Source organism: Aquamicrobium terrae (assembly GCF_040545735.1).
In the GTDB taxonomy this organism is placed as follows: domain Bacteria; phylum Pseudomonadota; class Alphaproteobacteria; order Rhizobiales; family Rhizobiaceae; genus Mesorhizobium; species Mesorhizobium terrae_A.
Genome location: NZ_JBEPML010000009.1, coordinates 23641 through 49737, shown reverse-complemented (window position 1 = coordinate 49737; position 26097 = coordinate 23641). Strand labels below are relative to the sequence as shown.

Annotated in this window: 23 protein-coding genes and 1 pseudogene; 14 read left to right on the top strand and 10 right to left on the bottom strand. The window is 63.2% G+C overall.

Annotated features, from left to right (window positions below):
- Positions 1-14 precede the first annotated feature (14 nt).
- The 3 genes from ABID37_RS13845 to fumC all read right to left on the bottom strand — a co-directional run bounded on the left by ABID37_RS13845 (position 15) and on the right by fumC (position 1998).
- Positions 15-305, bottom strand: a complete 291-nt coding sequence (locus ABID37_RS13845) for a Dabb family protein (protein WP_354195693.1) — start codon at positions 303-305, stop codon at positions 15-17.
- A 125-nt stretch (positions 306-430) separates the two neighbouring features.
- Complete coding sequence (locus tag ABID37_RS13840) at positions 431-559, bottom strand: hypothetical protein (RefSeq protein ID WP_354195691.1); 129 nt, start codon at positions 557-559, stop codon at positions 431-433.
- Positions 560-600: 41 nt separating this feature from the next.
- The gene (gene fumC, locus ABID37_RS13835) at positions 601-1998 is read right to left on the bottom strand and encodes a class II fumarate hydratase (protein ID WP_354195689.1); all 1398 of its coding nucleotides are present in this window, start codon (positions 1996-1998) and stop codon (positions 601-603) included.
- A gap of 163 nt (positions 1999-2161) precedes the next feature.
- Between fumC and ABID37_RS13830 the strand changes: the two are divergent.
- Positions 2162-3278, top strand: a pseudogene (locus ABID37_RS13830) (metallophosphoesterase).
- An 85-nt stretch (positions 3279-3363) separates the two neighbouring features.
- On the opposite strand, the gene ABID37_RS13825 reads toward ABID37_RS13830, so the two are convergent.
- The 4 genes from ABID37_RS13825 to ABID37_RS13810 all read right to left on the bottom strand — a co-directional run bounded on the left by ABID37_RS13825 (position 3364) and on the right by ABID37_RS13810 (position 6537).
- The gene (locus ABID37_RS13825) at positions 3364-3543 is read right to left on the bottom strand and encodes a CsbD family protein (protein WP_354195687.1); all 180 of its coding nucleotides are present in this window, start codon (positions 3541-3543) and stop codon (positions 3364-3366) included.
- Between the two features lie 303 nt (positions 3544-3846).
- A complete protein-coding gene (gene groL / locus ABID37_RS13820) occupies positions 3847-5487 on the bottom strand; it encodes a chaperonin GroEL (protein ID WP_354195685.1) in 1641 nt (546 codons plus the stop codon).
- 68 nt (positions 5488-5555) lie between these two features.
- Entirely contained in the window at positions 5556-5852 is a 297-nt protein-coding gene (gene groES, locus ABID37_RS13815) for a co-chaperone GroES (RefSeq protein WP_035026152.1), read from the bottom strand.
- Positions 5853-6021: 169 nt separating this feature from the next.
- Complete coding sequence (locus ABID37_RS13810) at positions 6022-6537, bottom strand: CAP domain-containing protein (RefSeq protein ID WP_354195682.1); 516 nt, start codon at positions 6535-6537, stop codon at positions 6022-6024.
- Positions 6538-6734: 197 nt separating this feature from the next.
- Between ABID37_RS13810 and ABID37_RS13805 the strand changes: the two genes are divergently transcribed.
- A complete protein-coding gene (locus ABID37_RS13805) occupies positions 6735-7553 on the top strand; it encodes a DUF2189 domain-containing protein (RefSeq protein WP_354195680.1) in 819 nt (272 codons plus the stop codon).
- A 56-nt stretch (positions 7554-7609) separates the two neighbouring features.
- Here ABID37_RS13805 and ABID37_RS13800 read toward each other — a convergent pair whose 3' ends face one another.
- Entirely contained in the window at positions 7610-9538 is a 1929-nt protein-coding gene (locus tag ABID37_RS13800) for a TadE/TadG family type IV pilus assembly protein (protein WP_354195678.1), read from the bottom strand.
- 232 nt (positions 9539-9770) lie between these two features.
- On the opposite strand from ABID37_RS13800, the gene ABID37_RS13795 reads away from it, so the two are divergent.
- Complete coding sequence (locus ABID37_RS13795; RefSeq protein WP_354195676.1) at positions 9771-10631, top strand: TIGR01459 family HAD-type hydrolase; 861 nt, start codon at positions 9771-9773, stop codon at positions 10629-10631.
- Positions 10632-10652: 21 nt separating this feature from the next.
- Complete coding sequence (locus tag ABID37_RS13790) at positions 10653-11615, top strand: bifunctional riboflavin kinase/FAD synthetase (protein ID WP_354195674.1); 963 nt, start codon at positions 10653-10655, stop codon at positions 11613-11615.
- A gap of 10 nt (positions 11616-11625) precedes the next feature.
- On the opposite strand, the gene ABID37_RS13785 is transcribed toward ABID37_RS13790, so the two are convergent.
- Positions 11626-12180 (bottom strand): HdeD family acid-resistance protein, encoded by a 555-nt coding sequence (locus ABID37_RS13785; protein ID WP_354195672.1) that lies wholly within the window; start codon positions 12178-12180, stop codon positions 11626-11628.
- 202 nt (positions 12181-12382) lie between these two features.
- Here ABID37_RS13785 and ABID37_RS13780 point away from each other — a divergent pair, with 202 nt between their 5' ends.
- From ABID37_RS13780 to ABID37_RS13770, 3 genes are all read left to right on the top strand, one after another.
- Complete coding sequence (locus ABID37_RS13780) at positions 12383-13156, top strand: MipA/OmpV family protein (RefSeq protein ID WP_354196015.1); 774 nt, start codon at positions 12383-12385, stop codon at positions 13154-13156.
- A 229-nt stretch (positions 13157-13385) separates the two neighbouring features.
- Positions 13386-16307, top strand: a complete 2922-nt coding sequence (gene ileS / locus ABID37_RS13775; protein ID WP_354195670.1) for an isoleucine--tRNA ligase — start codon at positions 13386-13388, stop codon at positions 16305-16307.
- Positions 16308-16484: 177 nt separating this feature from the next.
- Positions 16485-17150 carry a hypothetical protein gene (locus ABID37_RS13770; RefSeq protein ID WP_354195668.1) on the top strand — a complete coding sequence of 222 codons (666 nt, stop codon included), beginning with the start codon at positions 16485-16487 and terminating at the stop codon, positions 17148-17150.
- 24 nt (positions 17151-17174) lie between these two features.
- Here the strand turns inward: ABID37_RS13770 and ABID37_RS13765 are convergent, their stop codons facing one another.
- Positions 17175-17621: a nucleoside deaminase gene (locus ABID37_RS13765; protein WP_354195666.1), complete on the bottom strand. Its 447-nt coding sequence runs from the start codon at positions 17619-17621 to the stop codon at positions 17175-17177.
- 77 nt (positions 17622-17698) lie between these two features.
- On the opposite strand from ABID37_RS13765, the gene ABID37_RS13760 reads away from it, so the two are divergent.
- The 7 genes from ABID37_RS13760 (at position 17699) to ABID37_RS13730 (ending at position 26017) form a co-directional block, all read left to right on the top strand.
- Positions 17699-19567 carry a pseudouridine synthase gene (locus tag ABID37_RS13760; RefSeq protein WP_354195664.1) on the top strand — a complete coding sequence of 623 codons (1869 nt, stop codon included), beginning with the start codon at positions 17699-17701 and terminating at the stop codon, positions 19565-19567.
- 1 nt (position 19568) lies between these two features.
- Positions 19569-20123, top strand: a complete 555-nt coding sequence (gene rsmD, locus ABID37_RS13755) for a 16S rRNA (guanine(966)-N(2))-methyltransferase RsmD (RefSeq protein ID WP_354195662.1) — start codon at positions 19569-19571, stop codon at positions 20121-20123.
- Positions 20124-20194: 71 nt separating this feature from the next.
- Entirely contained in the window at positions 20195-21565 is a 1371-nt protein-coding gene (locus ABID37_RS13750; protein ID WP_435521565.1) for a M16 family metallopeptidase, read from the top strand.
- 3 nt (positions 21566-21568) lie between these two features.
- Positions 21569-22915: a M16 family metallopeptidase gene (locus ABID37_RS13745; protein ID WP_435521564.1), complete on the top strand. Its 1347-nt coding sequence runs from the start codon at positions 21569-21571 to the stop codon at positions 22913-22915.
- Positions 22912-23757 (top strand): patatin-like phospholipase family protein, encoded by an 846-nt coding sequence (locus ABID37_RS13740; RefSeq protein WP_354195660.1) that lies wholly within the window; start codon positions 22912-22914, stop codon positions 23755-23757. The genes ABID37_RS13745 and ABID37_RS13740 overlap by 4 nt, the downstream gene beginning before the upstream one ends.
- Before the next feature lie 108 nt (positions 23758-23865).
- Positions 23866-25209: a TldD/PmbA family protein gene (locus tag ABID37_RS13735; protein ID WP_354195658.1), complete on the top strand. Its 1344-nt coding sequence runs from the start codon at positions 23866-23868 to the stop codon at positions 25207-25209.
- Positions 25196-26017: a 3'(2'),5'-bisphosphate nucleotidase CysQ gene (locus tag ABID37_RS13730; RefSeq protein ID WP_354195656.1), complete on the top strand. Its 822-nt coding sequence runs from the start codon at positions 25196-25198 to the stop codon at positions 26015-26017. The genes ABID37_RS13735 and ABID37_RS13730 overlap by 14 nt, the downstream gene beginning before the upstream one ends.
- The last annotated feature ends 80 nt before the right edge of the window (positions 26018-26097 follow it).

Below are 26097 nucleotides of genomic sequence, written 5' to 3'. Positions count from 1 at the left end.
GTTTAGTGCGGCGTTCAGTTTGCCGCCACCACGTCAGCCGAAAAGCGCAGTTCGCGCATCGGCCGCACCTTGGCGGTGGTTTCGGCGTAGATCGGGTCGGCCTTGAACGCGTGCAAGGCGGCTTCGTTTTCGAACTCCGCATAGACGACGATGTCGATCTCGTTCTCGAACAGATCGACCTTGCGGTTCACGGTCACCTCGAAATGCCGGGAATGCGGGATGCGCCCGAGTTCCATCAGCCCGACGCGCACGGCTTCTACGTCCATGCTCGGCTTCACGGTGAAGAACACGATGTGCCGGATCAATTCGGCCTCCTGGGAATCGGTTCGGGAACGGCTGCCGGCATCGGCCGGGGGCGGACATCTTCTGGTCCGGAAGACCGCGTCGCGTCAACCGGCAGGATGTCGCGCCGGAAAATGGTGCAGGTGAACTAGCCGGTGACCATGCGCACGACGTTCTTCACGCTCGTCACCGACGCATCGATGTAACGGCCTCCATTGTAGAGGCCGTCCCAGATGATGAAGCAGGCGATGGTCACGATGATGATCACGTAGCGCATGGCCGCAGACTAGCCGAAATGCAACCCGGCAGCCAGATGGCTCAGCCGGGATGGGTCATGTCCTCTGGCCGCACCAGGCGCTCATAGTCGGCTTCGCTGACCAGGCCGGTCTTGAGCGCTTCCTCGCGCAGCGTCGTGCCGTTCTTGTGCGCCGTCTTGGCGATCTTGGCCGCCGCATCGTAGCCGATGGTCGGGGCCAGGGCCGTCACCAGCATCAGCGACCGTTCCAGCGAAGCCCTGATGTTGTCCTCGCGGGCCTCGATGCCGACGACGCAGTTGTCCGTGAAGGACACCGATGCGTCGGCCAGCAGCTTCACCGACTGGAGGAAGTTGTAGGCCATCAGCGGGTTGTAGACGTTCAGCTCGAAATGGCCCTGGCTGCCGGCGAAGGTGATGGCGGCATTGTTGCCGAAGACCTGCACGCACACCTGCGTCAGCGCCTCGCATTGGGTCGGATTGACCTTGCCCGGCATGATCGACGAGCCCGGCTCGTTCTCCGGCAGGGCAAGCTCGCCAAGGCCGGCGCGGGGGCCGGAGCCGAGGAAACGGATATCGTTGGCGATCTTGAACAGCGAGGCCGCGACCGTGTTGATCGCGCCATGCGAGAAGACCATGGCATCATGGGCGGCCAGCGCCTCGAACTTGTTCGGTGCCGAGGTGAAGTCGAGCCCGGTGATGGCGGCGATCTTTTCCGCCACCTTCTCGGCGAATCCGACCGGGGCGTTGAGGCCGGTGCCGACCGCGGTGCCGCCCTGCGCAAGCTGCATCAGCCCCGGCAGCGTCATTTCGATGCGCTCGATGCCGTTCTTCACCTGCTGGGAATAGCCGGAGAATTCCTGGCCGAGGGTGAGGGGAGTTGCGTCCTGCGTATGGGTGCGGCCGATCTTGACGATATGGTCGAAGGTCTTGGCCTTGGCTTCGAGGGCGGCGTGCAGGTGCTTCAGCGCCGGCAGCAGGTCGTGTGCGATGCGCTCGGCGCAGGCGATGTGCATGGCCGTCGGGTAGGTGTCGTTCGACGACTGGCTCATATTGACATGGTCATTGGGATGAACCGGCTTCTTCGAGCCCATCTCCCCGCCAAGCTTCTCGATCGCCCGGTTGGAGATCACCTCATTGGCGTTCATGTTGGATTGGGTGCCGGAACCGGTCTGCCAGACCACGAGCGGGAAGTGCTCGTCGAGCTTGCCGTCGATCACTTCCTGCGCGGCCTCGATGATCGCCGCGCCAAGCTTGGGATCGAGCTTGCCGAGCTCCATATTGGCTTCCGCGGCGGCGCGCTTGACGATGCCCAGCGCGCGAACGATGGAGGCCGGCTGCTTTTCCCAGCCGATCTTGAAATTGCCGAGGGACCGTTGCGCCTGCGCACCCCAATAGCGGTCGGCGGCCACTTCGATGGGGCCGAACGTATCGGTTTCGGTTCTGGTCTTGTGAGCGCTCACGGGCAGGTCTCCTGAACAAGCGAATTGGGGTGGCCCCGGCCTATCGCTTTGCCAAGAGGGCTTCAAGCCAAGATTTCAAGCCGGGGCTTCCAAATCGTTTCAATGCCATAGGCGGCGGCGGCAAACTGGACCAGGCCCCGCTCCCGTGCTCAATTGAAGGATCATGAGCGCGCGCATTTTGTTTCGGCTGTCCCGTCGCGAAATGCTGGCCGGAGGTCTTGCATGGACTGCCGGAACCCTTTTGCCGATCGCCACGCAGGCCGCAATCCCGCCCATCGACGCGACCTTCCTGTTCATCTGCGATGTCCATGCCTGCCGAATGGCCAGTGGCCTTAGCCCGAATTGCGCCCAGGAAGGCAAGACCGATGCGAACCTGTTGCGCCACATCGCGGGGCTGAACGCAATCACGGGCAAGGTGTGGCCGGCCGAGATCGACGGCAAGGCGACGCATCTGGAGGCTGCGGGGCAGCGCATCGCGACACCCCTTGGGCTGGTCGTCGGCGGCGACATGACCGATGACGGTGGGGGCCAGACCGTGCAGCCGAGCGAAGGCACGCAATTGCTCCAGTTCAGCCAGCGCTATCAGCAAGGCGTCGGTCCCGACCGGGTGCACATGCCTGTCTATGCCGGCCTTGGCAATCACGATCTCGACCAGAACGGACCACCGCCCCATGTCGACTGGTATCGGCGCGAGCTGCGCGACTACGTGGAGATGAACCACAGGCCGGGCGTATTCTTCAAGCCGCCGGTGCCAGCCGCGAATTATGACGTCGATTCCGACTGCTATTCATGGGATTGGGGCGGCCTGCACCTGGTGCAACTGCATCGCTTCGGCGGCGATACGCGGGAAGGAGCGGTAAGCGGGCTGAACTGGCTGGGGCAGGACCTGCAGGCGAACGCCGCCGACGGAAGGCCGGTCGTCCTGTTCCAGCATTATGGATGGGACCCGTTCTCGCTCGAAGTATGGGACAGCGAGCGCAAGACTTTCGACGACACAGGCACCGGAAAGCCCCATTGGTGGAGCAAGGCCGAACAGGCGGCCTTGCTGGCGGTCATAAAGCCTTTCAACGTTCGGGCTCTTTCACGGCCATCAGCACGAAACCCCGATGATCTATGAGGCAAACGGGTTGGATCTATTCAAGCCGAAGGCAGCCTTCATGGGCGGTTTTGCGCTTGTCCGCGTCACGAACGGTGTGATGGAGGTGGTGCTGGGGGAAGCAAGGGATGATGGGGACGGCATCGCCTTCACCAATGCGTTCACCAGAAAGCTGGGCACGTGAAGCGCCTGCCTGCCCGTCAGCGGAGCGCGAAAAAAGGCGGTCCGCAGACCGCCTTTGCGTGCATATTCCGTGAGGGTCAATCGGCCTACATGGCCTTCTTCACCTTTTCCTTGGTGTCGCCATAGGTTTTCTGAACCTTGCCGGCTGCCTTTTCCGCCTTGCCCTTGAGTTCGGTCTTCTTGCTGCCGGTCAGCTTGCCTGCGGCTTCCTTGACGGCGCCCTTTGCCTGCTTGGCCGCGCCGGCCACCTGATCCTTGTTCACCATGATCGCATCTCCTGGGTTGATTCGCCGACTTCAACGGAGCTGCTGTCGATTTGTTCCGGATTATTCTTTGGAAATAACAAGTTGATGGAAAACCATCACACATCGCAAAAAGACGCCTCCCGCACCGTTGAATGTGTGGAAGGCGTCTCTTTTGTCGTTAGCCTTTCTCCGGATTTCTCCTTTGAATTGCTTCGACAGGACCAGAACGGCCGGCCGTGAAATTAGTTCCATGCCGGCGTATCTTTTTTCAAAAAAGAAAGGGCGGCCACCGGCCGCCCTTTCCAATTCACGGTGAAAGAACTTCTAGAAGTCCATGCCGCCCATGCCGCCCATGCCGCCGGGCATGGCCGGAGCCGCAGCTTCCTTCTTCGGAGCGTCGGCGATCATGGCCTCGGTGGTGACCAGCAGGCCGGCGACCGAAGCGGCGTCCTGCAGCGCCGTGCGAACAACCTTGACCGGGTCGACGATGCCGAGCTGGATCAGATCGCCATACTCGTCGTTGGCGGCGTTGTAGCCGTAGGTCGCGCTCTTGTTGTCGAGGATCTTGCCCACGATGATCGAGGCTTCCGCACCGGCGTTGGTAGCGATCTGGCGGGCCGGAGCCTGCAGGGCGCGACGCACGATGTTGATGCCGGCAGCCTGGTCGGCATTGGCGCCGGCAGCCTTGATCGCCTGGGTGGCGCGCAGCAGGGCGACGCCGCCGCCGGGGACGATGCCTTCCTCAACCGCGGCGCGGGTGGCGTTCAGGGCGTCGTCAACGCGGTCCTTCTTCTCCTTGACCTCGACCTCGGTCGAGCCGCCGACGCGGATCACGGCAACGCCACCAGCCAGCTTGGCCAGGCGCTCCTGCAGCTTCTCGCGGTCGTAGTCGGAGGTGGTCTCCTCGATCTGGGCCTTGATCTGGCCAACGCGGCCCTGGATCTCGGCCTTCTTGCCGGCACCGTCGACGATCGTGGTGTTCTCCTTCTCGATGCGCACCTTTTTGGCGCGGCCGAGCATGTTGAGACCGACGTTCTCGAGCTTGATGCCCAGATCCTCGGAGATGACCTGGCCACCGGTGAGGATGGCGATATCCTCCAGCATGGCCTTGCGGCGATCACCGAAGCCCGGAGCCTTGACGGCAGCGATCTTCAGGCCGCCGCGCAGCTTGTTGACGACCAGCGTGGCCAGGGCCTCGCCCTCGACGTCCTCGGCGATGATGACCAGCGGCTTCGAGGTCTGCACGACAGCCTCGAGCACCGGCAGCATGGCCTGCAGGTTGGAGAGCTTCTTCTCGTGGAGCAGGATGTAGGCGTCCTCGAGTTCGGCAATCATCTTGTCGGGATTGGTGATGAAGTAGGGCGACAGGTAGCCGCGGTCGAACTGCATGCCTTCGACGACTTCCAGCTCGGTGTCGGCGGTCTTGGCTTCCTCGACGGTGATGACACCCTCGTTGCCGACCTTCTGCATGGCCTCGGCGATCATCTCGCCGATTTCCTTCTCGCCATTGGCGGAGATGGTGCCGACCTGCGCGACTTCCTCGGAGGTCTTGATCTTCTTGGCCTTCTTGACGAGATCGGCGACGACCTCGGAGACGGCCAGATCGATGCCGCGCTTCAGATCCATCGGGTTCATGCCGGCGGCAACGGCCTTGTGGCCTTCCTGAACGATGGCCTGGGCGAGGACCGTGGCGGTGGTGGTGCCGTCACCGGCCTTGTCGTTGGTCTTGGAAGCGACTTCGCGAACGAGCTGGGCGCCCATGTTCTCGAACTTGTCTTCCAGTTCGATCTCCTTGGCGACGGAGACGCCGTCCTTGGTGATGCGCGGAGCGCCGAAGGACTTGTCGATGACAACGTTGCGGCCCTTGGGGCCGAGGGTGACCTTCACCGCGTCGGCGAGGATGTTGACACCGCGCAGCATGCGCTCGCGGGCGTCACGGGAGAATTTTACGTCTTTGGCAGCCATTGCTTACTCCTGGGCCTGTGGCCCGAAATTCGGATTGCAGTGAGTGTTGAAGAATGGGACCGGCCGGATCAGCCGATGATGCCCATGATGTCGGATTCCTTCATGATCAGAAGGTCTTCGCCATTGAGCTTGACTTCGGTGCCCGACCACTTGCCGAACAGGACACGGTCGCCGGCCTTGACGTCGAGGGCAACGAGCTTGCCGCTCTCGTCGCGGGCGCCCGAACCAACGGCGACAATTTCGCCTTCCTGCGGCTTCTCCTTGGCGGTGTCGGGGATGATGATGCCGCCAGCCGTCTTTTCTTCGGACTCGACCCGGCGAACGACCACGCGGTCATGAAGCGGGCGGAACTTCGTCTTTGCCATTTGATTTCCTCGGTCACAATGATGAGAAAGAATTCCCTCCGTCCGGCGCTGCCGGACCTGTTAGCACTCGGCATAACAGAGTGCTAACGGCGAATGAGATAGTCAGCAGCCAGATCGGTGTCAAGGACCGGAAAGCGTTTCATGCGCGAATGAATGCGCGCGGCCTTTTTCAGCTCGCCAGCACCATCGCCCAGTAGCGCCACTCGGGACGGTCGGGACCGCTGGCCCAAGCCAGGCCGAAGCGATGGAAGCGGCTGTCGAGCATGTTGCGCCGATGCGGTGGCGAGTTCATCCACATGTCGATGGCGCGGGCGACATCCATGCGGCCTTCTGCAATGTTTTCCGCCGCCGCGCCCCTGATTCCGTTGCTCTTCACACGCGTGGGGAACCCTTTTCCGAACCCTGTCGTATGGGTCATGCTGCGGGACGCTGCCATATAGTGTGCCTGCTGCAACGCGGCCCGCTCCAACTGGCTGTCCGGCGAGAGCACGGGCAAGCCCTCGGCATTGCGAATTCCAGCCATCGCGGCGCTGGCCGAGGTCGATGCCCCGCCGCCGGCGCCTTGCCGGGACAGCGACCCGCAGCCGGCCAGCCCGGCAAGTGCGAAAGCACCGGCCCCCAGCACCAGAGTGCGGCGGTTGAGGCATGGCTCAAGGACGGGAAAGGAAAAATCGGATCGGGACATGCTCATGACGCCTGATAGGCTGCCGATCATGGCTTTTGCCGGGCAGCCGGTAAAAATTCCGTAATGGACCGGCACACGCGCCCCGGTTGCGCGACAGCGATAGCGAAATCTGCTAAGACACGACCGTTTTGAAGTGGCAGCCCGGGGCGGCCATCTGGCGGTGACCGCCCCATCTTGCTTAGGCAGGGAGGAAGGTCATGGCCAGTTTCCACGTTATGACGGACGCGCGCGGCATGCGTGTGCAGCCCGTCGTTCGCCGCATCGGCACCGCCGATATCATGGACGCGCTGCGTCTGGGATTGGATGATTTCCGGCAAAAGCCGTCGCACTATGTTTTCCTGTGCCTGATCTATCCCGTCGTCGGGCTGATCCTGACGCGGTGGACGACCGGGGCAGGGGCCATTCATCTGGTTTATCCGCTGATGTCCGGCTTCGCGCTGCTGGGACCCTTCGCAGCGATCGGGCTTTACGAGATCAGCCGCCGGCGCGAACTGGGCATGGACACCTCCTGGCGGCATGCGCTGGAGCTGCGCTACTCACCGGCCTTGCCGTCCATAGCCGTCGTCGGCATCATGCTGTTCGCCCTGTTCCTGCTCTGGCTCTACACGGCGCAATCCATCTATACGAGCCTGTTCGGCGAGGCGGCGCCAGCCTCCATCGGCGTTTTCCTCAATGAGGTGCTGACTACGAGGCAGGGCTGGATGCTCATCCTGCTCGGCAATGCCGCCGGCTTCATTTTTGCCGTGGTGGCCCTTGCCACCAGTGTGGTGGCCTTTCCGCTGATGCTCGATCGCGACGCCGGCGCCGTGGCAGCCGTGGAAACCTCGATGCGGGCCGTGTGGGCCAATCCGCTTCCCCTGGCGCTGTGGGGCCTGATCGTCGCCGCCCTTCTGGTGATCGGCGCTATCCCGCTGTTGGCCGGCCTGGCCGTGGTGATGCCTGTGCTCGGCCATTCGACCTGGCACCTTTATCGCAAGCTGGTGGAGCCCGACCGCTCCATGCGGCGGCCGATGTAGAAATGCAAAAGGCCCGGCGCGTGCTTGCGTCCGGGCCTTGGTTTCCTAGACTGTTGTCAGCTTGTGATGCGCAGGTTCGAGAGTTCGTCTGCGATTTCACGAAACGCGTTCGACAGGTCGTTGCCGGCAGCATTCCAGAATAGCTTGGCTGGCTTGGATGGATCATCCGGGTCGCGCCGGTTCCGAGATTCCGAGGCGCAGTTCTTGAGACCGGTAATCTGATCGCGAACCTTGGCGTCCTTCTTGGCCTCTGTCTCGAGGTCGAGCCCGACGGTCATGATCATTATGTTGGCAGCCTTGGCGTTGGCGCACAGCATCTGGAGCTTTTCGTTCATGGCACGCGAGTAATTGGCATCGTTCTGGTACGTCTTATCGATATTGCTGGTTAGACCCATAAACAGACGACCATAGTCATAGGTTTTGGCAAAAGGTTTCTGAAAGCCGTAATCGGCGTAGATCGAGCCTTGCTGCTCATGGTCGGTTGCGCGTGAATCATTGCCGTTCAAGGGAGTAAGGCTTTTGGGTGTATAATATGTGTTTGCGCCGTCGGTTAGTAGGATGACAACCTTGTCGTTGCCGCGATCTGTCTCTGGACGCCCTTCAGTGAACGGTTCAGCGTTCGAGAGTACGCGCCAACCCCATGCAAGACCACTTCCCACGCTGGTGCCGCCCTTCGGCTGCATGGCGGATATGGCGTCCTTAATCTCCTTCATGCCAGCCGTGTTGGTAACGTCAACCAGCGGAGTGATAGCGGATGTGGTGCAGCCGGCATTCGGACCTTTGCCCTGATCAAGTTTTTCCGATTGGTATGGCGCAACAAACCCCAGCTGTTCTGTGACTTTCGAACTTTTCACCACCCGCATGTCAAAGTATTTTGGCATGTAGGAAGATGGATTGTTGCCTGTCTTGTTTGAACCGCTTCCAACTTGAGGGTCCCAGGAATACGTGGCTGAATAGCTGCCTGAGTTTCGCGTCGGCCAGTCATTGTAGCCGTTGGTGGCGTTGTCCGGATAGAACATGGGCACAAAAAGGCTGGCAGGATCTCCCTGCCGGGGCAGTTCATCGGACACATCATAGGGGTAGGGACGCTGTTCGACACAGCCCTCCCATTCGGCGAAAGCTGCAGTCTGGGTCGCGTTCTTATCCTTGTAGTATTTTAACTCGTTGTATAGCGTAAATCGTGTGACAATCTGACCTGCCTGCTCTCCCCAATCGCTTCCGACCTTAACGTACACATCATTTTGCTTCTCGATTTTACGATTCTGCCAATTAAAACTTTTCCAATTAAAGTTTTCATGATGAATGGGCGATACCCCTCGCGTATCCATCCAGGAAGCATCTTTATTGGTTTTACCGACATTGACCGAAGAGGCGAACGGCACCACCGCGAATTGGATGGGTCTTTCCAACTGCCTCACACTGTCAGCCTGATTGACCATTGTGATGATCAACTCGTCAGCGGCCTTTTTCAGCAACTCCATGCGCGTCTGATTTGAGCCGGTACCTTTGAAGTCCATGGAGCCGGAATTATCGAGCACCAACGCGACTTCCAGCGTGTTCTTCAGCCGCACTGCGGAACAGGTTCTGAAGTCGAAGTCCCTTGACTGCTGCCCCATCAGCATTGCGGCGGCAGGAAAAAAGTAGGGCGAGTAATTCAGCGTGGCGCACATTTCCATCGTGCCCCCGCCGACAACCTGGCTTGGAAGCCTGACGGCAAGACTGGTCTTGGCAGGCTTCACATGGCGCAGATTGGCGAAATAGAAGTCGTTGGCGTAGGCGATGGCCTTGGCATCGCTGACGCCGCTCTGTAGCTCGCGGGCGGTGGCGATGTTGGCCGCGTCCAGCGCGTTTCGCGTGTCCAGCCGCTGACGCGACATTTCCGAATAGTCGACGGCCAAGGCCACGGCGCCAAACAGCGGCGCCATCAGCAAACCGGTGATCATGGCGTAGTTGCCGCGCTTGTCGGCCAGGAATTTCCGCAACATCTGGCTTCAGCCCCCGCTGCCCATTAATGGTGTCGAGGGCGCACAATCGCAGGAATGGATAAATTTCAGGTTTGCGAAATCGCCTGAAAACGCGGCCGCTTTTTCAATCGGCGTTAACCAGGCGGTGGCCGGCCGAGGCAGGAAAGCTGGTGACAGTCCAAGGCACATCGTTTATCCGGGGCCTCGAAGCCAACAGACCCGACCATTTTCAGCCATGGACATGCCCGCCGACATGACGGTTCATTCCCCCATCATCCCTTCGCTCGAGGCCATATCGGGCCGCTATGCAGCTCTGCTCTGCGATGTATGGGGGGTCGTGCACAACGGCGTCGACCATTTCCCGCAAGCCACGGCCGCGCTGGCGGCGGCGCGTGACCGCGGCGTGGCGGTGGTGATGATCACCAACTCGCCCCGCCTCGGCGCCGATGTCACCGCTCAGATGCGGGCGATCGGCGTGCCCGACGGCACCTATGACCGGCTGGTCAGTTCCGGCGACGTGACGCGCGACCTGATCGCCGAGGCGCCACGGCGGATTTTCCATATCGGCCCCGACCGCGACACCAACATCTATGACGGCCTCGACGTCGAACTGGTCGAGGAGTTCGAGGCGCAGGCCGTGGTCTGTACCGGCCCGTTCGACGATGAAACCGAGACGCCGGAAGACTATCACGACCTGCTCGTGCGGCTGCGTTCGCGCAACCTGCCGTTCATCTGCGCCAACCCGGACATCGTGGTGGAGCGCGGCGACAGGCTGATCTGGTGCGCGGGCGCCATTGCCCGCGACTATGGCCAGATGGGCGGCCGCACCCTGATCGCCGGCAAGCCCCATGCTCCGATCTACGACGCCGCGCTCAAGGCGGCTTCCGAGGCCGTCGGACGGAAACTGGAACGCAGCGAGATTCTGGCAATCGGCGACGGCATGATGACCGACATCAAGGGCGCCGTCGGCAACGGATTCGATGCCCTTTACATATCCGGCGGCATCCATGCCCGCGACTATGGCGATCCGCTGGCGCCCGATCCGCAGAGGCTGGCAGCCTTCCTGACGCAGCACGGGTACAATCCCGTGGCCGTCATGCCGCGCCTCCAATAGGTCTTGTCCATGTTGGAGCGCATGCCCGGAAATGTGCAGCTACCCGCGCATTTGCGCGGCGGCGTCGTGGCCATCGGCAATTTCGATGGCGTCCATCGGGGCCATCAGGCCGTGCTCCGGCGCGCGCTGGCGGAAGCCGAAAAGCGCGGCGTGCCGGCTCTGGTGCTTACGTTCCAGCCGCATCCGCGCAAGTTCTTCCGCCCGCAGGTGCCGCTATTCGTGTTGACGCCGCCCGAGATGAAGGCGCGCCTGCTTGGCGAGATGGGCTTTGCAGCGGTGGTCGAACAGCCGTTCACGGCGGAACTCGCCACGAAGTCTGCCGAGGATTTCGTCGCCGTCATCCTGCAGGACAATCTGGGCATCTGCCATGCGGTGACCGGCTTCAACTTCCATTTCGGCAAGGATCGCCAGGGTGGCCCGGCCTTCCTGATGGATGCGGGCCAGCGCCATGGCTTCGGCGTGACACTGGTCGACGCCTTTCGCGACGAAGGCGCGCAGATCATCTCCTCGAGCCGCATCCGCGAACTGCTGGTGCAGGGCGATGTCTCGCAGGCGGCCGGCCTGCTCGGCTACCGCTTCACTGTGCAGAGCGAGGTCATAGGCGGGCAGAAGCTTGGCCGCACGCTGGGCTTTCCGACGGCCAATATGTGCCTGCCGGCGGATGTCGCGCTGCGCGAGGGCATCTATGCGGTGCGGTTCCGCCGCGCTGACGGGACGCTGCATGACGGGGTGGCAAGCTTCGGCCGCCGGCCAACCGTGGACAACAATGGCACGCCGCTGCTGGAAACCTTCGTGTTCGATTTTTCCGGCGATCTTTATGGCGAGGTCTGCGAAGTGTCGTTCTTCGGCTATCTGCGCGGAGAAGAAAAGTTCGACGGGCTGGAGGCGCTCGTCGCGCAGATGAAGCGCGACGAGGACGAGGCGAGGGCGGTTCTGGCCGGCGTGCGGCCGCTGTCCGATCTCGACGCGGCCGTCAGTTTCTGACAGCCACCGCCTATTTCTTCAGCGCCAATCCGAAGGCGATGAAGGTCCAGCCCTGGAAGATCAGGTCGATGGCCAGGAACAGGCCGAGGATCCGCAGGCTGTTGACCGGCCAGCCGAGGGTGATGACGAGACCGGCGAGAATGGTGACGATGCCGGCCGTCACGATCCAGCCGGAGCCCTTCTGCTCCCAGTTCTGGTAGCCGACCCATGCGCGCAGGGCACCCGATGCGACCAGCGCCACGGCCAGCAGGAATGTCAGGGCCACAGAGGCCAGCAGCGGATTGTAGAAGGCGAAGATGCCGGCAAGCGCATAAAGCAGGCCGCTGCCGAGCCAGAAGAAGAAGCGACCCCACGTCTTCACGCCGAAGGCATGGATGATCTCGATAATGCCGGAAAACAGCATCAGCCAACCGACGAAATAGACCGAGGCGACGGTGGCGATGTACAGATTTCCGAAGGCGATGCCGCCGAGGATGAGCAGCAGCACCCCGAGTGCCACGAACCATCCCCATTTGCCGCGCACTTCGTCAGTGACGCCGCGAATCGTGTTGCTGTCGAAAGTCATGGTTCCTCTCCTGACTGAGAACCCGTCCACGACCACAGGCTAGTACCGCCGCCGCACGGCGTCCAGCTTCCACAACCCCCATAACATTCCGGATTTAAATCAAATTTTACCGAATTTCGCGCAACAGTTGCTGCAACTCCCATTTGTATTGCGTAAACGGTGAGACATGCGTGTGCTGAAGACCACATCCGCCCTGGCGGCGATGATCGCTTTTGGCCTGCCCGGTGCGGCGAATGCTGCCGACGGGATCGGTGGGTGGCTGTCCGGCGACTGGTATCTTACCGTGGGCGCGACCGCGATGGTGGCGCCGGATTTCGAGGGCAGCAAGAAGTACCTTCTCAGCGCAACGCCGATCATTTCACTTGGCAAGGCCGGCAACCCGGTGCGGTTTTCGTCGCGCAACGACAATATCTCTCTTGCCTTGGTCGATCAGGGCGACCTGCGCGTCGGTTTGGCCGGCAAGTTCCTGTGGAAGCGCGACAATGACGAAGACGGCATTCGCGGCCTAGATCCCGTCAGATGGGGCGGCGAGGTCGGCGGCTTCTTCGAGTTCTATCCCCTGGATTGGCTGCGCATGCGCGCCGAGGCGCGGCAGGGCATCCGTGCCCACAAGGGCGTGGTTGCCGACATTGCCGTCGATGCCTTCCACGATGTCACGCCGAAAATCCGCATCTCGGGCGGGCCGCGCGTTTCCTTCGCGTCCTCCAAGTATTTCGATGCCTATTACGGTGTCAGTGCCGACGAAAGCGGGCGATCCGGCATCAGTGAGTATGATCCCGGCGGCGGTGTCCGGGCAATCGGTGTCGGCGGCGCCATCACCTGGAAGGTCAGCGATCCTGTCACGACCAGCCTGTTCGGCGAATATTCCCGATTGAAAGGGCCGGCGGCCGATTCCAGCATCGTGCGCGAGCGCGGTTCGCGCGACCAGTTCACGGTCGGCGTTTCGGCCACCTATCGCTTCGACTTTACCATGTAGCGGCCTTTATTCTTCGCCGTTCATGGGTTAGAAGCGCGGCCATGACACGCCAGCCGCGCCATGTTGTGTTCGCGATACGAATTACCAGCCCGGTGTTCCGGGCGGGCTGAGGTGAAACTCGCCTGCCGGAGCCGCCGGGAATTGTGGCGCGCGCAACCCGCGCATTTTCCAGAATTGTGAATTTCAAGCCCAGAGTCCGTTACGACCGGGCAATTGATATGGCGAACCGATGACTGATACCGTCGAGACGATCGATTATTCCAAGACACTCTATCTGCCGCAGACGAATTTTCCGATGCGCGGCGGATTGCCGGAGAAGGAGCCGCAGATCGTGGCCCGCTGGCAGGAGATGGACCTTTACAAGCTGCTGCGTGAGGATGCCGCCGGCCGGCCGAAATATGTGCTGCATGACGGCCCGCCCTATGCCAACGGCACCATCCATATCGGCCACGCGCTGAACAAGATCCTCAAGGACGTCATCACCCGCTCGTTCCAGATGCGCGGCTACGACTCCAACTACGTCCCGGGCTGGGATTGCCACGGTCTGCCGATCGAATGGAAGATCGAGGAGAAATATCGCGCCGCCGGCAAGAACAAGGACGAGGTGCCGATCAACGAGTTCCGGCAGGAATGCCGCGAATTCGCCCAGCACTGGATCGATGTGCAGACGCAGGAGTTCCTGCGATTGGGCGTGATCGGCGACTTCAAGAAGCCCTACACGACGATGAATTTCCACGCCGAGGCGCGCATCGCCGGCGAGCTGCTGAAATTCGCCATGTCGGGCCAGCTCTATCGCGGCTCCAAGCCGGTGATGTGGTCCGTGGTTGAACGTACCGCACTGGCCGAGGCCGAGGTCGAATATCAGGATTATGAGAGCGACACGATCTGGGTGAAGTTCCCTGTGGCCGGCAGCGCATCATCGCTGGCGGGCGCGGCGGTCGTCATCTGGACCACCACGCCGTGGACCATCCCCGGCAACCGCGCCGTCGCCTACTCGCCGCGCATTGCCTACGGCCTGTATGAGGTTACGGCAGCCGAGAATGATTTCGGGCCGCAGCCCGGCGAAAAACTGATCTTCGCGGATGCACTGGCTGAAGAGGCTTTCGCCAAGGCCAAGCTGCAATTCAAGCGCCTGCGGGACGTGAGCGCCGATGAGCTGGCAGCCATCACGCTGGCCCATCCGCTCGCCGGTTTCGGCGGCGGCTATGAATTTGCGGTTCCCATGCTTCCCGGCGATCATGTCACCGACGACGCCGGCACGGGCTTCGTGCATACCGCGCCGGGGCATGGCCGCGAGGACTTCGACGCATGGATGGATGCGGCACGCGACCTCGCCGCGCGCGGCATCGACACGGCAATCCCCTTCACCGTGGACGATGCCGGCTTCTTCACCAAGGACGCGCCGGGGTTCGGGCCGGATCGCGAAGGCGGCGCTGCGCGCGTCATCGACGACAACGGCAAGAAGGGCGATGCCAACAAGGCCGTGATCGAGGCGCTGATCGCCAAAAACATGCTGTTCGCGCGCGGGCGGCTCAAGCATTCCTATCCGCATTCGTGGCGGTCCAAGAAGCCGGTGATCTTCCGCAACACGCCGCAATGGTTCGTCTACATGGACAAGGACCTGGGCGACAACACCACGCTTCGCTCCCGCGCCCTGAATGCCATCGACGCCACCCGCTTCGTGCCGGCGGCAGGGCAGACCCGCCTGCGCGCCATGATCGAGGACCGGCCTGACTGGGTGCTCTCGCGCCAGCGCGCCTGGGGCGTGCCGATCTGCGTGTTCGCCGACGAGGACGGCAATATCCTGAAGGACGAGGCGGTCAATGCCCGCATTCTCGAAGCCTTCGAGCAGGAAGGAGCCGATGCGTGGTTTGCCGAAGGCGCGCGCGAGCGCTTCCTCGGTTCGCGCGCCAACGAGCCGTGGCGGATGGTGACCGACATTCTCGATGTCTGGTTCGATTCCGGTTCCACGCACACCTTCACGCTGGAAGACCGCCCCGATCTCAAATGGCCGGCGGATGTCTACCTGGAAGGTTCGGACCAGCATCGCGGCTGGTTCCATTCCTCCCTGCTGGAAAGCTGCGGCACGCGGGGCAGGGCGCCCTACGACACGGTTGTCACCCATGGCTTCACCATGGACGAGGACGGCCGCAAGATGTCGAAGTCGCTCGGCAATGTCGTCGTGCCGCAGGAGGTGATGGCCAAGTCGGGCGCCGACATCCTGCGCCTGTGGGTGATGACGACCGACTACTGGGAAGACCAGCGGCTCGGCAAGAACGTGCTGCAAACCAACATCGACGCCTATCGTAAGCTGCGCAATACGATCCGCTGGATGCTGGGCACACTTGCCCATGACGAGGGCGAGGATGTGCCGCTGGCCGAGATGCCGGAGCTGGAGCAGCTGATGCTGCACCGGCTCGCCGAGCTCGATGAGGTGGTCCGCTCCGGCTATGACGGCTTCGAGTTTAAGCGAATCACCCGCGCATTGCTCGACTTCATGGTGGTCGAACTGTCGGCCTTCTACTTCGATATCCGCAAGGATGCCCTGTACTGCGACGCGCCGTCCAGCCTCAAGCGCAAGGCCGCGGTTCAGGTGGTGCGCCATCTGTTCGATTGCGTGGTGAAGTGGCTGGCCCCCATGCTGCCCTTCACCACGGAAGAGGCATGGGCGGACCGCTACCCGCAGGCGCGCTCGGTGCATCTGGAGCAGTTCCCGCAGGTTCCGTCCGAATGGCGCAACGACGAACTGGCCGCGAAATGGCGCAAGGTGCGGCAGGTGCGCAGCGTCATCACCGGGGCTCTGGAACTGGAACGGGCCAAGAAGACCATCGGCTCGTCGCTGGAGGCCGTGCCGGTCGTTCATATCTCCGATGATGCGCTTTTGCAGGCGATCGCCGATGTCGATCTCGCCGAGATCGGCATCACCAGCGATCTCGTCGTTGCGCGGGATGCCGCGCCGGCCGATGCCTTCACGCTGCGCGAGGTTCCGGGCGTTGCCGTGGTGATCGAGAAGGCGGCTGATCGGGGCCTGCGCAAATGCGCGCGCTCGTGGCGCTATACGGCCGATGTCGGAAGCGACCCCGCATTCCCCGATGTCTCGGCCCGCGATGCGGCCGTTCTGCGCAAATTGGAAGCGCTTGGCCGTCTTTGATCGGCAAGAGGGCAGCGCGTAGATCGAGCGCGCGTTGCCCTTGGCCCGGGCTTGAGGTAAAGACCATGGCTTCCGCCGACAAATTGTCGCCGGATTTACCATTACAAGGACAGGACAGAATCTGCCCGTGTCCGGCCGGCATCAATCAGGGGGCCGCTCTAAGTGAGTTTCTTCGGCATGACTGACACCCATCGTGGCCGTTTGGCCGTGCTGGCTTCGCTCGCCACTTCGGGCCTGCTGCTGGCCGGTTGCGTTTCCTCGCCCACTTACGGCACCGACAAGACGGCCACGGAGCAGCTTGCGACCGATCTCAGCAGCGCGCTGACCTTCGCGCCGCCGAAGCGCGAGAAGATCGACTACAAGCCGCGGCCTGAATTGGTGAAGCCGGCCCCGGGCCAGAAGGGCAACCTGCCCACGCCGCAGGACAATGTCGTCCAGACCGCCAGCACCCAGTGGCCGGAATCGCCCGAGCAGCGCCGCGACCGCATCCGTGCCAACGCGACGGCCAATCAGAACAACCGTTTCTATGAATCGGAAATCATCAACGACCTGCCGGCCGAAAGCAGGGGCGAAGCTCCGAAGGAGGTCTCGGACAAGTTTGATCTCACCGAGAACGCCCGTGTGGCGAAGGCCCAGCGCCCCGAAATCCAGAAGCGCCTTGCCCAGTCGCGTCAGGGCAGCCCGACCACCCGGCGCTATCTGAGCGAGCCGCCGCTCGACTATCGTGTGGCCGCCACCACCGCGCCACAGGACGATCTGGGTGAGGACGAGAGCGTCAAGGAGCGTCGACTGAAGCGGGCCGCCACCAAGAAGGGTGGCCTGCGCGACTGGCTGCCCTGGTAGGCTTTATCCTTGGGGCGCAGGTGCTTAGCGCCTTGCCTTGAAAAAATCCTTCAACAAGGCGGACGCCTCCGTTTCCCCCAAGCCGGAATAGACGTCCGGTGTGTGGTGGCAGGTGGGTTGGGAGAAGAACCTCACGCCTGAAACCACCGCGCCGCCTTTTTCATCCGCAGCGCCGAAATACAGCCGACGCAGCCGGGCGAAGGAGATTGCCGCCGCGCACATGGTGCAAGGCTCCAGCGTCACATAGAGATCGCATCCGCCGAGCCGCTCGGCCGATAGTTTGGCAGCGGCCTCCCGGATGACCAGCATCTCGGCATGGGCGGTCGGGTCGGCGAGTTCGCGGGTTCGGTTGCCGGCTTCGGCAATGATGTCCCCATCCGCCACAAGCACGGCGCCGATCGGCACCTCGCCACGCTTTGCCGCCTCTTTTGCCTGCTGAAGCGCAAGGGCCATGAAGTCCGGTCGCTTCATGCAGGCTGTTCTCCTATTATCCACTCGCAAGCCGATGGCTCTCCTGCTATCTAGCCCGCCAAAAGAGCAAACACCACATGACCGAAGACGACAGATCAAAACGCAGACCCGGCGCGAAGTCCGGCGGGCGCCATGAACGCGGGCCGGGTACCGGCAAGAGCTTCTCCAAGCCGGGGGGCAAGAGCTTTTCCAAGCGCGCGGGAGAAGATTCCCGGCCGGAGCGCCCGAAACGCAAGTTCGACGGCCCCAAGCGCGCCGACGGACCCGGGAAATTCGAGGGCAGCGAACGCCCAAAGCGCGATTTTGCGCGAGACGAGCGCCCGAAGCGTGATTTCAAGCGCTCCGACCGGCCCCAGGATGCCGAGGCACGGGCGGAGCGGCCCTTCCGCAAGGGACCACGCCCTGAAGGCAAGCCGTTCCGCAAGCGGGAAGGCGAGGAGCGCCCGTTCCGCGCCTATGACGGAGATAAGCGCCGGGCTGAAGGCGGTGAGCGGCCGCAGCGCGATTTCCGGCAGGACAGGCGTCCGCGCGAGGACGGCGATGCGCCCCGAGGTGAGAAAAACCGGGGCGAAAACAGGTTCGGCAAGGGGCCGCGTCCCGGCGGAAAGCCTTTCGCCAAGCGGGAAGAGGGCGACAGGCCGTTCGTCCGCCGCAGTGAAGGCGGTTCAGGTTTTTCCAAAGGCCCGCGCACGGATCGCCCCCAGCGGGACTTCTCCGGCGGTCGCAAGCCGGCGGGACAGTTCAAGCCACGGCCGCGTCCGGCCGCCGCTGAGGAAGAGACGGGCGAGCGCATCGCCAAGAGGCTGGCGCGCGCCGGCATCGCCTCGCGCCGCGATGCCGAGGAGTTGATCGCTGCCGGTCGCGTTCGCGTCAACGGCGCGGTGCTCGATTCGCCCGCCTTCAACGTGCAGCCGAACGACATCATTCTGGTCGACGGTATCGAGATCCCGCCGATCGAGCGCACGCGCCTGTTCCTGTTCCACAAGCCGGCAGGCGTCGTCACCACCAACCGCGACCCGGAAGGGCGCAAGACGGTATTCGATGTCCTGCCCGAAGGCCTGCCGCGCCTGATGACCATCGGCCGCCTCGACATCAACACAGAGGGGCTGCTTCTGCTGACCAATGACGGCGGACTGGCGCGGGTGCTGGAACTGCCGGCGACCGGCTGGCTGCGGCGCTATCGCGTTCGCGTGCACGGCAAGGTCGATGAAAAGGCACTGGCCGATCTCAAGAACGGCATCGCGGTCGACGGCGTGTTCTATGGCGGCGCCGAAGCCGCGCTGGAACGTGTCCAGGGCACCAACGCCTGGCTGAACATCGGCCTGCGTGAGGGCAAGAACCGTGAAGTGCGCAATATTCTCGGCGCGCTTGGCCTTGAGGTCAATCGCCTCATCCGCATCTCCTATGGCCCGTTCCAGTTGAACGAACTGCCGGAAGGTCATGTGCTGGAGATCAAGGGGCGGATGCTGCGCGACCAGTTGGGCGAACGGCTGGTCGAGGAATCGGGCGCCAATTTCGATGCCGAGATCGCCAAGCCGTTTTCCAACAAGCCGGTCCGGGGCGAGAAGCGCCGTGATGGCGAGGGTGACGATGCAAGGCCGGCGCCGAAGAAGTCGTCGCGACTGGATATAGGCGAGGGCGGCCTCATCAAGCGTCGCAAGATGCGCGAGAGCAGCCGCGACGAGGCGCTGGGCAAGCTTTCCACCCGTCCGAAACCCGGTTTCGGCGGCAAGCCGCCACGCAAGGCGGAAGGCGGCAAGGAGGGTCTGCACAAGAAGGAGCGTCCGCCGCTGGAGCCGCCCGGCCAGCGCAAGGCCAATGTGTGGATGGCGCCCGGCGCACGGCCGGTACGCGAGCGCGAGCCCGATGCCGGCAAGCATGGCACGAGGGCGCCCCGCAAACCCGCAGGCCGTGGGAGTTCGGGCAAGGGACCGAAGAGGTCGTAGCATGAGGATCGTCGGTGGTGCGCTCCGCGGCCGGCCGCTGGCCACGCCACGCACCGATTCCATCCGGCCGACCACCGACCGCGCGCGGGAGGCAGTGTTCAACGTGCTGGCCCACCGGTTCCCCGACAGGCTGGAGGGCGCGCGCGTGCTCGACCTGTTTGCCGGCACCGGCGCGCTGGGGCTGGAAGCCCTGTCGCGCGGGGCCTCGCATGCCGTTTTCATCGAAGAATCGGCCGAGGGGCGAGGGCTCATCCGCACCAATGTCGAAGCCTTCGGGCTCACGGGCAGAACCAAGATCTTCCGCCGTGACGCGACTGCCATCGGCGATATCGGGACGATGTCGCCGTTCGGGCTGGTTTTCGCCGATCCGCCCTATGGCAAGGGGTTGGGCGAGCGGGCCCTGCGCAGCGTCCGGGCCGGCGGCTGGCTGCAACCGGATGCGCTGTGCGTTGTGGAAGAAGCCGCCTCGGTGCCGTTCGAACTCGGTCCCGATTTTTCGATCCTCGATGAACGCAGCTATGGCGACACGGTGATCCGCTTCATCGCCGCCGCCTGACTTCCGCCGCCTTCGGCCTTCACATCACCCGCAATCCTTGAGATTCGGCGCATGATCAACCGGAGCCCGCAATGAAACCAGACTTGTACCGGCTTTGCGTGGCGTCGCTGGCTCTGTTCCTGGGGCTGGCCGGAATGCCGGCCTTGGCGGAAGCGCCGGCGGGCAAGGAATGGCAGGTTTCGAGCTTCGTGCTCGACAACGGCATGGAAGTGGTCGTGATCCCGGACCGGCGCGCGCCCATCGCCACCCATATGGTATGGTACAAGGTCGGCAGCGCCGACGAGCCGCCGGGCAAATCCGGCATTGCCCATTTCTTCGAGCATCTGATGTTCAAGGGCACGCGCAACCACGCGGCCGGCGAGTTCGACCGGGCCGTCGCCGAGATCGGCGGCAACAACAACGCTTTCACCTCCTACGATTACACAGCCTATTTCGAGATGGTGCCGGCCGACGCGCTGGAGCGGATGATGGCGTTCGAGGCGGATCGCATGCGCAATCTGCTCCTCACCGAGGAGGTGATCGCCACCGAGCGCGATGTCGTGCTGGAAGAGCGCCGCTCGCGTGTCGACAATGACCCCAGCGCCCTGCTGGACGAGGAAGTCAGCGCCACGCTCTGGCAGAACCAGCCCTACCGCATCCCGGTGATCGGCTGGATGCAGGAGATGGAGCAGTTGAACCGCGCCGATGCGCAGGCTTTCTACGATCGTTATTATACGCCCAACAATGCGGTGCTGGTGGTGGCCGGCGATGTCGAGGCCGAGGCCGTGAAGGCCATGGCCGAGCGCACCTATGGCAAGATCGCGCGCGGGCCCGACCTGCCGCCGCGCCTGCGCCCGGTCGAGCCCGAGCAGAACACCCGGCGCACGGTGACGCTGACCGACGGGCGGGTGAGCGTGCCGAGCTTTTCCGCGCAATGGGTGGTGCCGTCCTACAGCACCGCGGAACCCGGCGAGGCCGAGGCGCTCGACCTGCTGGCCGAGATACTGGGCGGCGGCACGCGCAGCCGGCTCTACCAGGAACTGGTTGTGAAGCAGGGTGTCGCCGCGAGCGCCGGCGCCTCCTATAGCGGCACGATGCTGGACGATACGAGCTTCGCCGTCTATGGCGCGCCGCGCGGCGATGCCTCGCTGGAAGATGTCGAGCAGGCAGTTGCAAAAGAGGTCGCCCGCATAGCCAGCGACGGCGTCACCGCCGACGAACTGGAAAAGGCGAAGAAGCGCTTCGTTCGCGCCACCATCTTCGCGCGCGACCGCCAGTCCGGCATGGCCAACATCTTCGGCAGCACGCTGGCAACCGGAGGAACGGTGCAGGATTTGCAGGAATGGCCGGAGCGCATCGCCAAGGTGACGCCGGAGCAGGTGAAAGCCGCCGCAGCCCGCTACCTCCTGCCGTTGCGTTCGACGACCGGCTATCTTCTTCCGCAGGCGAAAGGCGGGAACTGAGCCATGCAGAAGCTTTCGATGTCGTACAGCCATGCCGGTGCGCGGTTCGTCGCCCTGCTTGCGCTCCTGCTTTTCCTTGCGTTGCCTGCGCATGCGGGCGTGAACATACAGGAGGTGCGCTCCGAAAAAGGCATCACCGCCTGGCTGGTGGAGGACTACACGGTTCCCATCGTCACGCTGCGCTTCGCCTTTGAAGGAGGCAGCACTCAGGATCCCGCCGGCAAGGAGGGGCTGGCCAATCTGATGAGCGGCCTGTTCGACGAAGGGGCGGGCGAATTCGACAGCAACACCTTCCAGGAAAAGCTCGATGAGGCGGGCGCGGAAATACGCTTTTCCAGTGGCCGCGACGATATCTATGGCAGCATGCGGGTGCTGGCCGACGACAAGGAGGCGGCGTTCGAACTGCTGCGTCTTGCCATCGAGAGCCCCCGCTTCGACCAACAGCCGATCGATCGCATCCGCAGCCAGATCCTCACCGGCATCGATGCCGCCGAACGCGACCCCAACGAGCAGGCCAGGAAACAGTGGATGCAGGCGATCTACGGCGACCATCCTTACGCGAAGCCCGATGAAGGCACGAAACAGAGCCTCGCCGGCATCACCGACGAAGACCTGCGCGCCTTCCACAAGGCGCAGTTTGCGCGCAGCGGCCTGCATGTCGCCGTGGTCGGGGCCATCGATGCGGAAACGCTGAAGCGCGATCTCGACCGCCTGTTCGGCAGCCTGCCCGAGAAGCAGCAGTTGAAGCCGGTGGAGCGCATCGACCTCAAGCTCGGCCAGCAGCTCAAGGTGACCTACGATCTGCCCCAGACATCGATCCAGATGGCCTTTCCGGGCATCGAGCGCACCGATCCCGATTTCTACGCCGCGGTCCTGATGAACGAAATCCTCGGCGGTGGCACCTTCACCTCCCGGCTGTTCGAGGAGGTGCGCGAAAAGCGCGGGCTCGCCTATTCCGTCGATTCGGTCCTTTCAAACCGCCGTTATTCCTCTTTCCTCGGGATCAGCACCGCGACCCGCTCGGACAGGGCTGCCGAAACGATCGAGGTGGTACGGGATGTGGCCCGGCGCATGGCACAGGAGGGGCCGACCGCTGCAGAACTGGAAGCGGCCCGGAAATATCTGATCGGCGCCTATGCCATCAACAATCTGAGCTCGTCGGGCGCGATCGCCAGCACATTGGTGGAGTTGCAGCTCGCCGGGCTTGGCAGGGACTATATCGAGCGGCGGCCGGCACTGCTCGAAGCCGTTACGGTGGAGGACGTGAAAAGGGTCGCCACCAGACTGCTCACCACCGAGCCGGCCATGATGCTGGTCGGCCCCGAAGCGCACAAGGCAAATGTCCAATGAGCCCGACATTCAGCATAGCCTTCGGTGGTGGCGGAGCGCGAGGCCTCGCGCATATCCATGTCGTCGAGGCCTTCGATGAACTCGGCATCAAGCCCGTTGCCATTGCCGGCTCGTCGATCGGCGCGATTGTCGGCGCCGCCATGGCGTCGGGAATGACGGGCCGCGAAATCCGCGACTATGCCCGCTCGATCCTGTCGCGTCGCTCGGAGGTCGCCAGCCGCATGTGGCAGGCCCGGCCCGACAGTTTCGCCGACCTGATGAAGGGCGGGCTGCATGTCAGCCAGTTCAACGTCGAGCGCATCCTGAAGGCATTCCTGCCCGAAATCATACCCTCCAGCTTTGCCCAGTTGCAGATTCCCCTGAAGGTAACGGCGACCGACTATTACGGTCACAAGCTCGCCGTGCTGGAGGAAGGTGATCTGATCTCGGCCCTGGCCGCTTCGGCCGCGATTCCGGCCGTTTTCAGGCCGGTGACGCGCGGCGGGAGGGTGCTGATCGACGGCGGCATCTACAACCCCGTTCCTTTCGACCTTGTCGACCATGAGGCGGATATCGTGGTCGCCATCGACGTGGTCGGCGCCCCTGTCGAAAACGGCCTGCGGCGTCCGAATTCCGTCGACCTGATGTTCGGCGCCACCCAGCTCATGATGCAATCGATCATCGACAGCAAGCTGAGCCAGAGCCGGCCCGACATATTGATCCGGCCGCCGGTCTCGAAATTCAGGGTGCTCGATTTCCTCAAGATCGATGCGGTGATGAAGGAAACCGCCTCGATCAAGGACGAGGTCAAGCGCAGGGTCGAGGAAGCGGCAAAGGCCCGCTACGAGCCCCAAAAGCATTGATATCGCCGCAAAAACCGCCTGCATATCCCTTCGCCATTGCGAAAGCGGGGCGTCGACAATAGATGGGGACGCAAGGGCCTGCATTCTCACCCGCCACGGGAACTCGACATGACAGACAAGATCGACGCCGCAAAGCTGACCGACCGTGTTTCCGTACTGGTCGAAGCGGCGAGAAAGGCCGGAGCCGACGCGGCCGACGCGGTCGCCATCCTCGGCCGCTCCACCGGCGTCTCGGTGCGGCTCGGCAAGGTTGAAGGGACCGAATCCTCGGAAAGCGAGGACGTCTCGCTGCGTGTCTTCATCGGCAGGCGCGTTGCCAGCGTTTCGGCAACGGCGGCCTCCGATCCGGCCACCCTGGCCGAAAGGGCGGTCGCCATGGCCAAGGTGTCGCCGGAAGACCCCTACCAGGGCCTTGCCGACCCGTCCCTTCTGATGAAGCGGCAAGCTGATCTCGATTTGTTCGACGCCACCGAAATACCGGCCGAACGGCTGAAGGACGATGCACTGGCTGCCGAGGCCGCAGCCCTTGCCGTGAAGGGAGTGACCAATTCGGCCGGCAGCAGCGCCAGCGCGGGCATGGGCGGGCTGGTGCTCGCCACGTCCGGCGGTTTTGTCGGGCACTATGCGGCGACGCGGTTTTCCCGCTCCACCAGCGTGATCGCCGGGGAGGGAACCGGCATGGAGCGCGACTACGAATTCTCCTCGCGCCAGCATTTCGCCGACCTGGATTCGCCGGAGGATATCGGTCGCAAGGCCGGTGAAAGGGCGGTGAAACGCCTCGGCGCACGCAAGGCGGCGACGGGCACGGTCGATGTTATCTACGACCCGCGCGTGGCGCGCGGCATTGCCGGCCATCTTGCCGGAGCGATCAACGGCGCGGCTGTCGCCCGCAAGACCAGCTTCCTGCGCGACATGATGGGCGGCAAGGTTGCCAATGCCGCGATTACGGTGACCGATGATCCTCTGCGCCGGCGCGGCCAGGCCTCGCGTCCCTTCGACGGCGAAGGCGTGGCCGGCGAAAAGCTGGTGATGGTCGACAAGGGCGTGCTGAACCACTGGTTGCTGTCGACCTCGGCAGCGCTGGAACTGGGCCTCGTCACCAACGGGCGCGGCGCACGCCACGGCTCGTCGGTGTCGCCTTCCTCCACCAACTTCACCATCGAGGCCGGAGAGGTTTCGCCTCAAGACCTGATACATGGGTTGAAAAGCGGCTTCTATGTAACTGAAGTCTTTGGACAAGGCGTCAACATGGTCACCGGCGAGTACAGCCGGGGCGCATCCGGCTTCTGGATCGAGGACGGTGAACTGGCCTATCCCGTCTCGGAGGTCACCATCGCTTCCAATCTCAAGGACATGTTCCTGCGCATGACGCCGGCCAATGACCTGGACCGGAATTTCGGCACCGCGGCACCCACCTTGCTCATCGAAGGAATGACCCTTGCCGGAAGCTGACAAACCCGGCCTTCCGGCACCGGAGGAAGATCTGGTCCTTCTGCGCGAGGCCGCGAAGCAGGCCGGCGCCATCGCCATGGGCTATTTCGGCAAGGATCCCCAGGTGTGGATTAAGGCCGGCACGTCTCCGGTCAGCGAAGCCGACTATGCCGCCGACAAATTCCTACGCGAAACGCTTCTGAAGGCCCGGCCTGACTATGGCTGGCTGTCCGAAGAGACTGCCGATGACCGCAGCAGGCTTGCGGCGCGACGCACCTTCGTCGTCGATCCCATCGACGGGACGCGGGCATTCCTTGCCGGCAATTCGACCTGGTGCGTCAGCGTCGCCGTGGTCGAGCAGGGCAGGTCGCTGGCCGGTGTGCTGGATTGTCCGGCGAAGGGCGAGGTTTTCTGGACGTCACATGGCACCGGGGCCTTTCTCGACGGCAAGCGGCTTGCGGTGAGGGCGCCCGGACCGCAACCCGAAATCGCCGGTCCCAAGGCGCTCGTCGACCGTCTGGAGCCGGATTTGCTCGCCCGCACCCAACGGGTCGACTATGTGCCGTCGCTTGCCTACCGCCTGGCCATGATCGCCGACGGGCGCATCGACGCCTCCTTCGTCAAGCCGGATTCCCATGATTGGGACCTTGCCGCGGCGGCGTTGATCCTTGAAGAAGCGGGCGGCTCGCTGCTGGATGCGACCGGGCGTACCCCGCCGTTCGCCGGCGAGCGTATCCGCCATGGCGCGCTGATCGCCGGGAGTGGCGAACTCCTGGCCGAGCTTGCCGCCGTCATTGCCCAGCCGGAAGGCGCTGCAACGCATTCTTAGAAGTTTGGGTATTGGTACAGGTTTAAATATTTGCCGGTTTGGATTAGACCAAGCCAGCAATTCTACCGATAAAGGATGAA

Bases quoted from the DNA above. Each gene is read 5' to 3' on its own strand.
- ABID37_RS13740 (WP_354195660.1), top strand. From the start codon at position 22,912: ATGAGCCCGACATTCAGCATAGCCTTCGGTGGTGGCGGAGCGCGAGGC.
- ABID37_RS13825 (WP_354195687.1), bottom strand. From the start codon at position 3,543: ATGGTGAACAAGGATCAGGTGGCCGGCGCGGCCAAGCAGGCAAAGGGC.
- ABID37_RS13760 (WP_354195664.1), top strand. From the start codon at position 17,699: ATGACCGAAGACGACAGATCAAAACGCAGACCCGGCGCGAAGTCCGGC.
- ABID37_RS13805 (WP_354195680.1), top strand. From the start codon at position 6,735: ATGGCCAGTTTCCACGTTATGACGGACGCGCGCGGCATGCGTGTGCAG.
- ABID37_RS13780 (WP_354196015.1), top strand. From the start codon at position 12,383: ATGATCGCTTTTGGCCTGCCCGGTGCGGCGAATGCTGCCGACGGGATC.
- rsmD (WP_354195662.1), top strand. From the start codon at position 19,569: ATGAGGATCGTCGGTGGTGCGCTCCGCGGCCGGCCGCTGGCCACGCCA.
- groES (WP_035026152.1), bottom strand. From the start codon at position 5,852: ATGGCAAAGACGAAGTTCCGCCCGCTTCATGACCGCGTGGTCGTTCGC.
- ABID37_RS13785 (WP_354195672.1), bottom strand. From the start codon at position 12,180: ATGACTTTCGACAGCAACACGATTCGCGGCGTCACTGACGAAGTGCGC.
- groL (WP_354195685.1), bottom strand. From the start codon at position 5,487: ATGGCTGCCAAAGACGTAAAATTCTCCCGTGACGCCCGCGAGCGCATG.
- ileS (WP_354195670.1), top strand. From the start codon at position 13,386: ATGACTGATACCGTCGAGACGATCGATTATTCCAAGACACTCTATCTG.
- ABID37_RS13750 (WP_435521565.1), top strand. From the start codon at position 20,195: ATGAAACCAGACTTGTACCGGCTTTGCGTGGCGTCGCTGGCTCTGTTC.
- ABID37_RS13735 (WP_354195658.1), top strand. From the start codon at position 23,866: ATGACAGACAAGATCGACGCCGCAAAGCTGACCGACCGTGTTTCCGTA.
- ABID37_RS13810 (WP_354195682.1), bottom strand. From the start codon at position 6,537: ATGTCCCGATCCGATTTTTCCTTTCCCGTCCTTGAGCCATGCCTCAAC.
- ABID37_RS13770 (WP_354195668.1), top strand. From the start codon at position 16,485: ATGACTGACACCCATCGTGGCCGTTTGGCCGTGCTGGCTTCGCTCGCC.
- ABID37_RS13800 (WP_354195678.1), bottom strand. From the start codon at position 9,538: ATGTTGCGGAAATTCCTGGCCGACAAGCGCGGCAACTACGCCATGATC.
- ABID37_RS13840 (WP_354195691.1), bottom strand. From the start codon at position 559: ATGCGCTACGTGATCATCATCGTGACCATCGCCTGCTTCATCATCTGG.
- ABID37_RS13745 (WP_435521564.1), top strand. From the start codon at position 21,569: ATGCAGAAGCTTTCGATGTCGTACAGCCATGCCGGTGCGCGGTTCGTC.
- ABID37_RS13765 (WP_354195666.1), bottom strand. From the start codon at position 17,621: ATGAAGCGACCGGACTTCATGGCCCTTGCGCTTCAGCAGGCAAAAGAG.
- ABID37_RS13795 (WP_354195676.1), top strand. From the start codon at position 9,771: ATGACGGTTCATTCCCCCATCATCCCTTCGCTCGAGGCCATATCGGGC.
- ABID37_RS13790 (WP_354195674.1), top strand. From the start codon at position 10,653: ATGCCCGGAAATGTGCAGCTACCCGCGCATTTGCGCGGCGGCGTCGTG.